This window comes from Salinispora vitiensis (assembly GCF_000378825.1).
Lineage (GTDB): Bacteria > Actinomycetota > Actinomycetes > Mycobacteriales > Micromonosporaceae > Micromonospora > Micromonospora vitiensis.
In genome coordinates, this window is the sequence record NZ_KB900388.1 from 3,146,376 (window position 1) to 3,159,799 (window position 13,424).

Genomic DNA, 13,424 nt, shown 5'->3' on the forward strand with positions numbered 1-13,424 from the left:
CACACCTGAGTTCGTGGAGCGCTCCCACGCCGCCGACACCCCACCCGGCACCACCACCACCAGGATCGAGAGGAGCCTCATGGCCCCCAATCCACCCGCCGACCGGAGGCGACGCGCCGCGCCGCTCGCCGCCGGCATCGCCCTCGCGCTCGCCGTCAGCGGGTTCACCGGCGGCAGCGCGCAGGCCGACGCCGTAGAGCAGATCATCAACGGCACCTTCGACGACGGCCACGCGCCCTGGTGGTCCACCGGCAACCTCACCCTCGACTCCAGCGACGGCAGGCTCTGCACCGATGTGCCCGGCGGCACGATCAACCCGTGGGACGCCATCATCGGCCAGGACAACATCTCCCTCCAGGCCGGCGTGACGTACGAGTTCCAGTTCTTCGGCAGCGCCGACCCAGGCAAGGTCGGCAAGGCGCTGATCCAACTCCCGGTCCCGCCGTACACCCAGTACCTCGCCGCCAACCCGGCGCTGACCGTCTCCGGCGACAGCTACCGCTACACCTTCACCTCCCCGGTCGACCTGCCGAACGCCCAGGTCGCGTTCCAGATCGGCGGCAGTGCCGAGCCGTGGCGGATCTGCCTGGACGACATCAGCCTCCTCGGGGACGCCGAGCCAGACGAGTACGAGCCGGACACCGGCCCACGGGTACGCGTGAACCAGGTCGGCTACCTGCCCAAGGGGCCGAAGAACGCCACCGTCGTCACCGAGGCGACCGAAGCGCTGCCCTGGCAGCTGCGAAACGACGCCGGGACCGTCGTCGCCAGCGGCACCACCCAACCTCGGGGACTGGATGAGTCGTCCGGACAACACGTACACAGCATTGACTTCGGCGACTACCAGAAGAAGGGCACCGGCTACACCCTCACCGCCGACGGGGAAACCAGCCGGCCGTTCGACCTCGGCTCCGACTTCTACGAGCAGCTCCGGCTCGACGCGCTCAAGTTCTACTACACCCAACGCAGCGGCGTGGAGATCCGCGAAGACCTGCGCCCCGGCTACGGTCGACCGGCCGGGCATGTCGGTGCCGCCCCCAACCAGGGAGACATGTCGGTTCCCTGCCAGCCCGGCGTCTGCGAGTACACACTGGACGTCTCCGGCGGCTGGTACGACGCGGGCGACCACGGCAAGTACGTCGTCAACGGCGGCATCTCCGTACATCAGCTGATGAGCGAGTACGAGCGCGCCCTCCTGGCCCCGACCGGCGAGTTCTGGAAGCTGCGCGACGGCACCCTCGACCTGCCGGAGAGCGGCAACTGGGTGCCGGACATTCTCGACGAGGCCCGTTGGGAACAGGAGTTCCTGCTCAAGATGCAGGTACCGGCGGGGCAGCCCTACGCCGGCATGGCCCACCACAAGATCCACGACGATTCCTGGACCGGTCTTCCGCTCCTGCCCCACCTCGACCCGAAGCTCCGCGAGCTGCACCCGGTCTCCACCGCGGCGACGCTCAACCTGGCGGCCACCGCCGCCCAGGCCGCCCGGGTCTACCTGCCCTACGACTGGCGGTTCGCCCTGCGGAACCTCAAAGCCGCGAAGGCGGCGTGGGCGGCGGCGAAGTCCAACCCCGAGATGTACGCCGACCCGAACGACGGCAACGGCGGTGGCGCGTACGGCGACGACAACGTCACCGATGAGTTCTACTGGGCCGCCGCCGAGCTGTTCATCACCACCGGCGACCGCGAATACCGGGACTTCCTGCTCGACTCCCCGCTGCACACGGCGGACGTCTGGCGGGACCGGGGCTTCGACTGGGGCAACACGGCCCAGCTCGGCCGACTCCAGTTGGCAACCCTGCCCAACGGCCTACCCGACCGGGAGCGAGTCCGGCAGTCTGTCGTCGCCGGCGCCGACAAGTATCTCGCCACGCTGGAGGCGCACCCGTACGGCATCCCGTACGCGCCCGCGGACAACACGTACGACTGGGGATCCAACAACCTGATCCTGAACAACGCCATCGTGATGGCGGTGGCGTTCGATATCACCGGCACCGACCGCTACCGCGACGGCGTCCTGGAGACCATGGATTACATCTTCGGGCGCAACGCTCTCAACCAGTCCTACGTGACCGGGTACGGCGAGGTGGCCTCGGAGAACCAGCACAGCCGCTGGTACGCCCACCAACTCAACACCGACCTGCCCAACCCGCCCCGGGGCACCCTGTCCGGAGGTCCCAACTCAAGCATCCAGGACCCGGTCGCCCAGCAGAAACTGCAGGGGTGCCCGCCGCAGTTCTGCTACCTCGACGACATCGAATCGTGGTCGACCAACGAGCTGACCATCAACTGGAACGCGCCGCTGGCCTGGCTCGTGGCTTTCGTCGCCGACCAGGACAACGGCGACGCCCGCGGTCGACTGCGTTAGGTAATCGTGGACCGCCCCGGCCTGACGACCAGGCCGGGGCGCTCGCCTAACGGCGTAGCGCGGCGGTGAAGGAGCGCCAGGAGCCCGGGTCGATAGAGAGCGCCGGACCCGTCGGATCCTTACTGTCCCGCACCCCCACCACACCCGGCAGGTTCATCGCCACTTCGACACAGTCGTTGGTCTGAGCACTCCGACTGCTCTTCCGCCAGGTAGCACCTATCAAGTCCATGACTCCGTCACTTTCCTCATCAGCTCAATCGACCTCTGTAGATGCAAGACCTCGCCAAGGCTAGCTTCCCAGACCCCGTTGTAGCCGTCCGAGATCCGACGGTTGATCGAGCATAGCTACATTGAATGGGGACAAAAGCACGCCACCGGGAACCTATCCGGTGCGTTGCGCTACGACGAACTCGGCAATAGCAGGTGCTTTGCGGGTATGCGGCTGCATCTGACGAGTCAGGCCAGCGATGCGTAGCGAAAGCCGGCCCGAATTGATGTCTCCAACAGCATCGGTAGCCGCCGAAGCAACTCGCCCCGCTTCGTCAAACTCCCCGGCATACAGCAACGCCTCCGCCAGGCTGAGTTGGTCAAGGGTGCGGTTCCGGGCCAACGACACACCGCGCAGGTCCAGGGCCCGGTGAAGACGGCTGATGGCGGTTACGGCATGTCGGGGGTTGGTGCGGGCTAGGTCCGTGTACGCAGCGCCGGTGAGGCTGTAGAGCTCTGCCTCGGTGACGTGTTGGGCGGCCCAGCCGGGAGCGCCGGCCGCGTCTACCTGGGTGAAGGCGTCCTCGGCGTCTCCCACAGCACGACGGACCAGGTCCGTGTGACCTGCCTGGGCGTGCGCCCACGCCCGGATACAGGTCTGGTTGGCGCGGTCGCCTGCGGTGAACAGGTCGCTGGCACGCTGCGCGGCCGCGTCGAGGAGTGCCAGCGTCTTGTCGGGGTTACGCAGTTCGATGTTGTGCCCCGCCATCCGCACTACGGTGTGACCGCCGAGGGCGGTATCACCGGCGGTGGTGGCCGCAGACAAGGCAAGCCAGGCGTGTTCGTCGGCGCTGCGATGGTCTCCAATGTCGCGCGCGATGTACGCGCCGAGGCCGGCAAGTTCGGCGATCGCGACGAGTAGCGCCGTACGAACCTTCGGTTCGTGGGCAGTGCCGTACAGGGTGGCGGCCCGCTCCAGCAACTGCGCAGCCGGTTGCTGCACGGCCACTCCACCATGTCGAGATACCCACCCTCGGTAGACGGCGGTCGTGTCGACGAGGTCAGCAACGTGATCCATGCCGACCTTGCGAGGTGTGGTTGCCGAGGTCAGCGGCCAACCCGCCACCGCCATCCCGGCCGTGCTGAGGGCTTGCAGTACCGCGCGCCGCCGCACGTTCTCACCGCCTTCCTCGTTGTCGCCCGCCAAGGCGAAGAGCACACCGTTGGCACCGAGGGCGTGGTCCAGGCTGGCCGTCATCTCCGGGCCGGGCCTCCGGTGACCGTTTTCCACCTTGCTCAAGTACCCCTGATCACAGGGAACCAGCTCGGCGAGCTGTTGCAGGGAGAGGTTGGCTTCCAGCCTTCGACGGCGCAGCTCTGCACGAAAACTCATGATGCCTCGCTCCTTGGCAATATGCCTCGCTGCTGGCATGGGGCAACCGCATAGGGATCTGATTGTCCCCTCGTAGGGTCAATCCGCACAGCCCGCTACGCCGCTATTGCCCAAAGTGATCATGGAGAGCGAGTGGCCGTCCGTCCCACCGGCCGGGCGAACCTTACCGCCGGGGCCGTGACACTCACAGTGGATTCAAGAAGGGCCGCGTCATGTCTCGATCTATCCGAAACTGGCTTCCCCACGCATTCCGGTGGCCGCGCAACCAACGCCCCATACCGCTCGCACCCCGGCACCGCCGGGTCTGGCGCGGCCCCCGCCCCCAGTGCTCCTGCGGCCTACGCTGGCGAACCTGCCCGGACCGCCACGCGACCGTGCCAACCGAACCCACCACCGCCGCGCCCCCACCGAACCGCCCCGCGTGGAACGCCCCCACCGTAGCCGAACCCCAGGTCGGCCGGGTCGGCTGGCTCACCCCCGCCCAAACGTGGCGCGCCAACGGCGGCAAGTGGTGACCCCTCCCGCCGCCCGATCGCATCTGCCGCTGCGCCCACTCTGGATCTGCCGCACCTGCGCCGCACCCTGGCCCTGCGCCACCGCCCGACTCACCCTGCGCCACGAGTACGCCAAGGATCTCGTCGCACTCCGGATCTACCTCTGCGCCCAACTTCACGACGCCGCAGCCGACCTGCACAAGCTCCACCTACAGAATGGCCCAGATCCCAAAGCCCTCTTCGACCGCTTCCTCGCCTGGACACCCCGAAGCAACCCGCCGGCGATGAATTCAGATCAGGATGACGGGGTTGGTTAGCACCGCCACTCGGTGGGGGCACACCAGTGAGCTGGGCGGGCGACCGAGCGTCGTCCTGCCGGGACTAGGCGGTGCGGTGCCGCCCGCTGTCGAGCTGCCCGCATAGCTGGGGCGCAGCAATGCCCCGTGCCCGCCCAGCAGCCCGGGGCGAGCCTTGGCGTCGGTCCCGCCGGTGGGGCAGCTCGACAGCGAAACTAACCCTGACAGCTACCTCGGGCACAACATCCCGGTGGGGCTGACGCCCTGGCGGCCAGCAGCATTGGCATCTTCACACCGACCACCAAAAAGCCACCTGATCATCCAACGTCACGACCCACTACGCGGAAAGGCTCAGTGAGTCAGCGGGGGACCGGAATGTCGGTGGGTGATGATGACATCGATGGAGGCGAGCTTTCCGTGATCATGACACCTCAGCGACCCCGGAGAGGTGGGCAGGAGCGCTGTTCCCGGCTCGCGAAGCAGGATGCCAGCAACCGGTGGAGGTTTCATGGGAAAAGTCGTGTTGGATATGACGATGTCGGTAGATGGTTGCATCGCCGCCGCGGACGGTGGGCCCGCCGGGCTGCATGACTGGTTCTTCGCACCCTCGCCGGAGAGCCAGGCGATCGTCGAGGAGTTGCAGCGCAGCATGGGCGCGATGGTCATGGGGCGACGCACCTACGACCAGGGTGCCAGCCAGGACGGGTTCGTGGACAACCCGTTCCCGGTCGAGCACTTCGTCGTCTCGCACAGCGCGCCGGAGCAGGTGGCCAAAGGGGACACTGTCTTCCACTTCATTCCGGACGTGGCCGAGGCCGTACGGCGGGCGCAGACCGCCGCGGGCGCACGCGAGGTCATCATCGGCGGCGGCGCCCAGCTCGCCCAGCAGTGCCTGGCCGCGGGGCTCGTTGACGAGATGCGGCTGGCGGTACGGCCCATGGTGATCGACGGCGGGATCAAGCTGTTCGACGCTACCGCCCTGCGGTTGGAGAACAAGGGTGTAATCGATACGCCCCAGGCGACCCACCTGCGGTTTAAGATCCTGCGCTGAGCTGGGTGTTCCCTGGGGCGCGGAGGCCCCGCCTCCAGGGAACACCAGGCGGCCCGGATGACACCCAACCCCGCCACCGCCCAACCCCGCCACCGCCCGCACGCCCTGGCCCTCAGCCCGGCCTCCGACCCTCGCCCCTCGGCCCTCGACCCTCGGTTCAGCTCGCTGCCCCCAGTTGATGGCTTGTCAGGACTCCGAGTGATCTCAGCCGCTAGCTTGAGGAGGTTAAGCGCATCTCCGAGCAACCCTGGAGCGCCGAATGCCACACCTGACCATTGTTGTTGACGTTCGCGCCAAGCCGGACCAGGTGGAACCACTCAAGGCCGAGCTCAGGAGGGTTGTCCCGCTCATCCGCCAGGAGAACGGGTGCATCGACTACTACCTCCATCAGGACAACAGCGACCCCACCCGTTTTCTCGTTTACGAGAACTGGGAGTCCCATGAACTCTGGCAGGTGCACATGAACCGCTCACACGTGCAAGAGCATGGGGAAGCCACCGCCGACAAGATCGCTGAATGCACGCGGTACGAGATGAGTCAGATTGATTGAGTCCGGCCCCATACGTCGACGGCAGGCCCTTGCCCCTCCGCCCATCAGGGGTGGGTCATCCGGAGCAGGTCGAGCGCCTCGTCAAGCTGCTCCCCGGTGAGCTTGCCGGACTCCAGGTGCCCCCGGGAAACCACCACCTCCCGGATCGAAACCTGCTTCGCGAGAGCCTCCTTCGCGATCGAAGCGGCCTCGTCGTACCCGAGATGTCGGTTGAGCGGGGTGACGATGGACGGCGAGCCCTCCGCGTACGCCAAACAGACCTCGGCGTCCACGACCAGGCCGACCACGCACCGGTCCGCCAACAGCCGCCCCGAGGCGGCCAGCAACTTGATCGACTCCAGCAGGTTGCGGGCCATCACCGGGAGCATGACGTTCAACTCGAAGTCGCCCTGGGAACCGGCGAAGGCGACCGCCGCGTCGTTGCCGATCACCTGCGCACAGACCTGGCGGACCGCCTCACAGACCACCGGGTTCACCTTGCCCGGCATGATCGACGATCCGGGCTGGAGGTCCGGGATCCGCAACTCCCGCAGCCCGGCGCGGGGCCCGGAGCCCATCCAGCGGATGTCGTTGGCCATCTTGTAGAGACCGACCGCGATCGTCCGCAGCTGCCCGGAGGTCTCCACCAGCGCGTCCCGGGCGCCCTGCGCCTCGAAGTGGTTCCGCGCCTCGGTCAGCGGCAGCCCCGTCGAGTCGCGCAGCCGCTCCACCACCCGCGCCGCGAAGCCCAGCGGAGTGTTGATGCCGGTGCCGACGGCGGTGCCACCCAACGGCAGCTCGGCCAGGCGGGGCAGGGCCGACTCCAGCCGCTCGATGCCGTAGCGGACCTGCGCGGCGTACCCGCCGAACTCCTGACCGAGCGTGACCGGCGTGGCGTCCATCAGGTGGGTACGCCCCGCCTTGACCACATCCCCGAACTCAGCGGCCTTGCCCTCCAACGCCTCCGCCAGGTGCACCAGCGAGGGCAGCAGGTCCCGGGTCACGAACTCGGTGGCGGCCAGGTGGATCGAGGACGGGAAGACGTCGTTGCTCGACTGCGACGCGTTCACGTCGTCGTTGGGGTGCACGTCGGCGCCGAGCTCACGACCGGCCAGGGTGGCGATCACCTCGTTGGTGTTCATGTTCGACGACGTGCCAGAGCCGGTCTGGAAGACGTCGACGGGGAACTGGTCGTCGTACCCGCCGTCGGCCACGTGCGCCGCGGCGGCGGCGATCGCGGCGGCCACATTCGCGTCGATCACCCCCAGCTCACCGTTGACCTCGGCCGCGGCTCCCTTGATCTGGGCCAGCGCCCGGATCTGGGCCGGCTCCATCCCCCGCCCGGAGATCGGGAAGTTCTGCACCGCGCGCTGGGTCTGGGCCCGCCACAGCGCCGCGGCCGGCACCTCCACGTCGCCCATCGAGTCGCGTTCGATCCGGTAGCCCGTCGCCTCAGGATTCGTCACCCCACCATCCTGCCGCGCACGACGGCCCCGCGCGGATATTCACCCCGAGCCGCTCAACCGGTCCTGATCATCCGGACCGCGGCGGCCAAGGCGGCGGCGGCCCCGACCAGCGAGTCGCGGGAGTGGATGGCATACCCGACGACGAGCCCCGGTGTCGGTGGGCGATGGTGGCAGGCGAAGTGATCCGCCCCCCGCACGACCACGCCGAGTCGCGCGGCGGCATCCACCAACGCCCGTTCGTCAACGTACGGCGGAATCGCCAGGAACGTATGCAGACCGGCGGGTGAGCCGATCAACCTGAAGTCGGGCAGCAGGTTGGCGACCGCGGCGGTAAACGCCTCCAGCCGCTCCCGGTAGCGCCGGCGCATCCGGCGCAGGTGCCGCTCGAGGCGTCCGGTGGCGATGAAGTGGGCGTACCCGAGCTGATCGATGGTGGAGCTGCCCAGGTCCTGACGGGCGCGGGCCCGCTCCAGCGCCGGCGTGAGGTGCGCGGGCACGGCGAGCCACCCCAGCCGAAGCCCCGGGGCGAGCGTCTTGCTGGCGGACCCGCCGTAGACCACCCGTTCGGGAGCGAGGCCCTGGACGGCGGGAGGACGTTCGGCATCGTCAAACCAGAATTCCGCGTCGTAGTCGTCCTCGACGATGAGCCCGTCGACCTGCCGCGCCCAGGCCACCAGCGCCGTACGCCGCGACTCGGACAGCACGACACCGGTCGGGAACTGGTGCACCGGTGTCACCAGCACCGCCCGCGCCTCGCTGGCGGCCAGGGCCCGAACGTCGATCCCCTCATCGTCAACCGGCACCGGCACCGGACGCAGCCCGATGTCTTCAAGGAACCTTCGCTGCCCCGGATGTCCGGGGTCCTCAACGGCGACGGTCGCGTGTCCGAGATCCAACAGCATGTTCGACAGCAGCGCGAGGCCCTGCGCGAAGCCCGCGGTGGCCATCAAGGTGTCGGCGGTGGTGCGGACAGCCCGAACCCGTCCGAGGTAGGACGTGAGTTCGCTCCGCAGCTCCGCCACCCCGGCCAGGGCGGGATACTCCAGATGCTCCGGCGTCGCGGTCTGCAGCACCCGCCGCAGGCAGGTGAGCCACTCGGCGCGGGGGAAGCCGCTGACATCCGCGAGCCCGGTGCGGAGGTCCCACCGCGCGGAAACGGTGCCGACGGCGGACACCCCGGTGACGGCACCGTCCTGGGCGGAAGCCAGATTCGCGACCCGAGTGCCGGAGCGGTCCACCGAGATCAGGTAACCCTCGGCGGTCAGTTGCTGGTACGCCTCGACCACCACGCTGCGTGCGACCCGTAGGTCGGCCGCGAGTAGTCGGCTGGACGGCAACGGCGCCCCGGGCCGCAGGGCACCGGCCTCGATCATGCTCTTGACGCCGCTACGCAGCTGTTCGATCAGCGGCGTTGTTGACTGTCGGTCCAGATTGAGTTGGAGCTGCCGTGCCATCTGGTCTGGTCTCACCTTCCCCAACTGGTCTGGTGCCCGACCCACCAGGCCGGCTTCACTAAAAGCGATCACGCAGGAACGACGTGACATCACGGCAATCGCCACGCTAAAGCAACGGACCGGTAGACCACGCCGCCGCGTCAAGGAGAGAGCATTTTGAGCCGATACTGGGGGATTCTGTCCGGCGTCGCGGCGATGGCCTTGGTCGGCAGCTCGGCGGCTGTCCTCGCCGGGCTCACCGACTATCCGACGTTCGGCGGCCAGCTGCTGCGCTACTCCGGCGCGGCCCTAGTCCTGCTGCTGTTCATGCGCCTGCAGCGGGTGTCACATCTGCGCCTGTCGCCGCGCGAGGCGGTACGCCTGACGCTACTCGCCGGCACGGGCCTGGCCGGATTCAACGTCTGTTACGTGCAGGCCGTACGGCATGCCGACCCGTCCAGCGTCGGAGCCGTCATCGGTGGCGTTCCGATCATGCTCGCGCTCCTGGCTCCGCTGCTACGGCGTCGGCCCCCCAGCGGGCGGGTGGTGACCGCCGCGATCGTGGTGACCGCCGGCGTGGTGCTGACCCAGGGCTACGGCGGCGGCAGTGTCACCGGGCTGGCGTGGGCGCTGGGGGCGCTCGCCGCCGAGGTGGCGTTCTCGCTGCTCGCCGTCCCGTTGTTACCGAGGCTGGGCCCATTGCGGGTCTCGACGTACGCGTCGGCGCTGGCGGTACCCGTACTGCTCATCGCGGCCGTCTTCGCCGACGGGCAGCGCGCGGTTCCCCTCCCGACCATGGGGCAGGCGCTGGGGCTGGCCTATCTCGCCGTCGTCGTCACCGCGCTCGCGTTCGTACTCTGGTATGGAGCGATCTCCCGGCTCGGTGCCGATCGGGCTGGGCTCGCCGCCGGCATCGCGCCGGCCAGCGCGGTCGCGGCCACGGCACTGCTGGGCACCGGCTACCCCTCGAGCGCGGACATCGTCGGCGCGGTCGTCGTCGGAATCGGCGTGACCATCGGGCTGGCTCCCGCCCGAACCCGGCCGGAGAACCAGCACCCCGAGCCGCTCAACCAAGCTCGGTCAGCAGCCGGCGCACCTCATGCCGCTCCGGCACGTCGACCTGGTCGAAGAGGGCGAGCGCCTGGGCCCAGTACACCCGCGCCGCACGCACGTCCGTCGACCGCAGGCAGCGAGCCATGCCGTCCAGGGCCCGCGCCTGCTCGTACCGATGGTTGATCTTCTGGGCGTCGTGCAGCACCCGGCGGAAGAGATCCAACGCGCTGGGCCGGTCCCCCTGCTCGGCGATCGCCCGAGCCAGCAGGTTGCGGGAGGCACACGCACCAATCCGATCGCCGGACCTGTTGATCGCGATCAGCGCCTCCCGGTGCAGCCGCGCGGCTTCCCCGGGCCGCCCGGCCTCCCGCTCCAACACACCGAACTCGTTGAGGACCTCGCCCTCGCCGTAGCTGTTGCCGACCCGCCGCGTGACCCGCAGTGCCGTCCGGAGCAGCCGCCGGGCAGGTGCGACGTCCCCCATCCGGTGCCGGATCATGCCGATGTGCGTGAAGGCCCGGCCCAGTGCCCACAGATCATCGAGCTGCCGGGCCAGCACCATGCTTAGCCGTGCAGTGCGCAGGGCTTCCTCGTACCGACCCCAGTACGCGAGCGCGCAGCCCCTGTTGCTCGTCAGCTCGGCAAGCCTGCCCCGCCCGGCCCTGGCATCGACGGAAATGATCGCCTCATCAAGAAACTCCAAGCCACGCCGGTAGTCGCCGTTGATGGAGTAGGCGGCTCCAAGGTTCATCAGTCCGCTCATAACCTGTTGCCGCAGCCCGAGCCGGCGGCACACCTGGAGACTCCGCGACATCAGGGTGATCGCCTCGGGTAACTGCGCCAGCCGATAGTGCGCCGAGGCCAGGTAGTTCAGGGTCAGCGCCACCGCAGCCTGATCGTCGAGGCGCTCCGCCGCCCGGAGCCCCACGGTGTGCATCTCGATCAGCTCGCTGAGCTGGCCACCCTGGTAGTTCGCCCACCAGCAGGCGCGGGCGAGCTGCCAACAGTGCTGGAGCAAGCCCTCCGCCTCAGCGATTCGGGGTAGCGCGGTCAACACCACGCGGTTGTTTTCGAACCAGGTTGTCCCCAGCGGTAGGCATGCCTCGACCAGGTCGGCCCGCGGCGGATCCGGCAGTACGAAGGCGACCTGGCTGCTTCCTTCGAGGACACGGGCGATCGCCGCCGCCACGTACAGGTGATGATCGAGAAGCCGTTCCAGGGCGGCGGAGCGCTCGGCCTTTCGGCCCGGCTCAGCCAACAGCCGGCGAGCGTACTTCTGGACCAAGTCGTGGAGGCGGAACCGGCCCGGTCTCGGCTCCTCGACCAGATTGGCGTCGATCAACTCGTCCAGCAGGTCCCGGGTGTCGGGTAGGGCCAGCTCCGCCAACGCGGCGGCGACCGCGTTGTCGAAGTTGCTGGCAGGATGCACGCCGAGCAGTCGAAAAAGCCGCTGCGCGGGCGGGGAGACCTGCGCGTACGACAGGGCGAAGGCGCCGCCAACCGAACGCGGCCCGGCCGCGAACTCGGCCAACGGATCACGGGCTCCGGCCAGCCGCTCCACTAGGTCAACGATCCGCCAGCTCGGCCGGTGCGCCAACCGGGCACCCGCCAGTCGGATCGCCAACGGCAGGAAACCGCAGCGACGAATCACCTCCGCCGCCGCCTCCGGTTCGGCGGCGACCCGCTCCGGCCCGGCCACCCGCCCCAGCATCGTGACGGCCTCGTCCAGATCGAGCACGGGCAGCGACACGGGGTGGCCCGCGTCCAGCCCGGCCAACCGCCATCGACTGGTCACCAGCGTGAGGCAGGACCGCCCGGTCGGCAGCAGGGGTGCGACCTGATCGACGCTCGCCGCATTGTCCAGCAACACCAGCGCCCGCCGGTCGGAAAGCTCGGTGCGCCACCGGGCGAGACGATCCTCCAGGTCCACCGGAACCCGCTCCGCCGGTATACCGAGCTGCCGTAGCAACGTCGCCACCGCGGCGTCCGGGGTCAACGGGGAGCGGTCACTGTGACCGTGCAGGTCGATGTAGAGCTGCACGTCCGGGTAACGGTCGGCGAGGCGGGTGGCGAGGTGCACCGCGAGGGTGGTCTTGCCGCTGCCCGCCATCCCGTCGATCAGCTGAACCTGGGTGTCCCCCTCGCAGAACTGCTGGAGCAGGCTCGCGACGATCTCCTGCCGACCGGTGAAGTCGCTGATCGCCCTCGGGAGGCCCCGGACCGGGGCGGTAGTGCGCTGCGGCCCAGTGGTGACCAGGTCCCCGGCCAGCACCCGCTGGTGCAGCTCCTGCAGCTCCACGCCGGGCTCGATGCCCAGCTCCTCGGCGTAGTGCCGGCGCCCGTCCCGGTAGACGACGAGGGCATCGGCCTGGCGACCGATGGCGGAGAGAGCCAGCATCAGCTGGCCCCGCAGGCGATCCCGCAGCGGGTGTCGCGCGACCGCCTCGGTCAGTTCGTCGATCAGGTCAACGGCGTTGCCGAGCCGTAGTTCGACGTCAACGCACTCCTCCAGCACCGTCACCCGTTGCTCGTCGAGCGTCTGGGCCCGGCCGAGTACGCCCCGCCCGGCGATGCCGCTCAGCGCCGGCCCTCGCCAGAGCGCGAGCGCGGCACGGAACCGCCGCCGGGCGTCCGCCAGCTCGTCAGCGGCGACCGCCGCCCGCGCAGCGGCAACCTGGTCGCCGAACACCTCGGCGTCGAGGTCACCGGGGGCGGTACGGACGCTGTATCCAACCGGGTCGGTGACGATGAGTTCCGGGGGCAACCCGAGGCTGACGAATTGGCGCCGCAGCCGGGACACACAGGTCTGCAGCTGGGCCCGAGCAGTAGCCGGTGGCCGCTCCTCCCAGACCGCGTCGACCAGCTCCGCCACCGGCACGATCCGACCCGCCTGCAGTAGCAGCATCGCGAGGACGGTCCGATCCCGACCCGCGGTGACGGTGCCCTCCACACCGACCCGCAGCGGGCCCAGGATCCCAAACCGCATAGTTCCACCCCTGCCGTACTTGCGACTTCCCGCAGCGTAGCTGTCGACCTAAAACCGTTTCGGGTACGGCGATAGCGCGGTGAGAGTGGATCAAGAGAGGGACGTCCGACAATCCAGGACGCGCAAATTGATGAAACATGTGACGGGG

At 68.9% G+C, this 13,424-nt stretch carries 9 protein-coding genes and 1 pseudogene; 5 read left to right on the plus strand and 5 right to left on the minus strand.

Annotation, left to right across the window (positions count from 1 at the left end):
• Positions 1-79 precede the first annotated feature (79 nt).
• Entirely contained in the window at positions 80-2,368 is a 2,289-nt protein-coding gene (locus tag SALPAC2_RS0114775; RefSeq protein ID WP_033661860.1) for a glycoside hydrolase family 9 protein, read from the plus strand.
• Between the two features lie 46 nt (positions 2,369-2,414).
• Here the strand turns inward: SALPAC2_RS0114775 and SALPAC2_RS26230 are convergent, their stop codons facing one another.
• Complete coding sequence (locus SALPAC2_RS26230; protein WP_026184752.1) at positions 2,415-2,597, minus strand: DUF397 domain-containing protein; 183 nt, start codon at positions 2,595-2,597, stop codon at positions 2,415-2,417.
• A 153-nt stretch (positions 2,598-2,750) separates the two neighbouring features.
• A complete protein-coding gene (locus SALPAC2_RS0114785) occupies positions 2,751-3,968 on the minus strand; it encodes a helix-turn-helix domain-containing protein (RefSeq protein ID WP_080636927.1) in 1,218 nt (405 codons plus the stop codon).
• A gap of 508 nt (positions 3,969-4,476) precedes the next feature.
• On the opposite strand from SALPAC2_RS0114785, the gene SALPAC2_RS0114790 reads away from it, so the two are divergent.
• The 3 genes from SALPAC2_RS0114790 to SALPAC2_RS0114800 all read left to right on the plus strand — a co-directional run bounded on the left by SALPAC2_RS0114790 (position 4,477) and on the right by SALPAC2_RS0114800 (position 6,359).
• On the plus strand, positions 4,477-4,779 hold the full coding sequence (locus SALPAC2_RS0114790; RefSeq protein ID WP_018217418.1) for a hypothetical protein: 303 nt from the start codon (positions 4,477-4,479) through the stop codon (positions 4,777-4,779).
• A 487-nt stretch (positions 4,780-5,266) separates the two neighbouring features.
• A complete protein-coding gene (locus SALPAC2_RS0114795; protein ID WP_263404664.1) occupies positions 5,267-5,809 on the plus strand; it encodes a dihydrofolate reductase family protein in 543 nt (180 codons plus the stop codon).
• A gap of 259 nt (positions 5,810-6,068) precedes the next feature.
• The gene (locus SALPAC2_RS0114800) at positions 6,069-6,359 is read left to right on the plus strand and encodes a putative quinol monooxygenase (protein WP_018217420.1); all 291 of its coding nucleotides are present in this window, start codon (positions 6,069-6,071) and stop codon (positions 6,357-6,359) included.
• 44 nt (positions 6,360-6,403) lie between these two features.
• On the opposite strand, the gene SALPAC2_RS0114805 is transcribed toward SALPAC2_RS0114800, so the two are convergent.
• Positions 6,404-7,804: a class II fumarate hydratase gene (locus tag SALPAC2_RS0114805; protein WP_018217421.1), complete on the minus strand. Its 1,401-nt coding sequence runs from the start codon at positions 7,802-7,804 to the stop codon at positions 6,404-6,406.
• Between the two features lie 53 nt (positions 7,805-7,857).
• Positions 7,858-9,258: a MocR-like pyridoxine biosynthesis transcription factor PdxR gene (gene pdxR, locus SALPAC2_RS0114810; RefSeq protein WP_018217422.1), complete on the minus strand. Its 1,401-nt coding sequence runs from the start codon at positions 9,256-9,258 to the stop codon at positions 7,858-7,860.
• 195 nt (positions 9,259-9,453) lie between these two features.
• Between pdxR and SALPAC2_RS26235 the strand changes: the two are divergent.
• Positions 9,454-10,194: pseudogene (locus SALPAC2_RS26235) on the plus strand (DMT family transporter); the annotation flags it as partial.
• A 109-nt stretch (positions 10,195-10,303) separates the two neighbouring features.
• Here the strand turns inward: SALPAC2_RS26235 and SALPAC2_RS0114820 are convergent.
• Positions 10,304-13,276, minus strand: coding sequence for an AfsR/SARP family transcriptional regulator (locus tag SALPAC2_RS0114820; RefSeq protein ID WP_018217424.1), 2,973 nt, complete (start codon positions 13,274-13,276; stop codon positions 10,304-10,306).
• Positions 13,277-13,424 lie beyond the last annotated feature (148 nt).

Coding starts and splice junctions, on each gene's coding strand:
- SALPAC2_RS0114775 (WP_033661860.1), top strand. CDS start 80: ATGGCCCCCAATCCACCCGCCGACCGGAGGCGACGCGCCGCGCCGCTC.
- SALPAC2_RS26230 (WP_026184752.1), bottom strand. CDS start 2,597: ATGGACTTGATAGGTGCTACCTGGCGGAAGAGCAGTCGGAGTGCTCAG.
- SALPAC2_RS0114785 (WP_080636927.1), bottom strand. CDS start 3,968: ATGAGTTTTCGTGCAGAGCTGCGCCGTCGAAGGCTGGAAGCCAACCTC.
- SALPAC2_RS0114795 (WP_263404664.1), top strand. CDS start 5,267: ATGGGAAAAGTCGTGTTGGATATGACGATGTCGGTAGATGGTTGCATC.
- SALPAC2_RS0114800 (WP_018217420.1), top strand. CDS start 6,069: ATGCCACACCTGACCATTGTTGTTGACGTTCGCGCCAAGCCGGACCAG.
- pdxR (WP_018217422.1), bottom strand. CDS start 9,258: ATGGCACGGCAGCTCCAACTCAATCTGGACCGACAGTCAACAACGCCG.
- SALPAC2_RS0114820 (WP_018217424.1), bottom strand. CDS start 13,276: ATGCGGTTTGGGATCCTGGGCCCGCTGCGGGTCGGTGTGGAGGGCACC.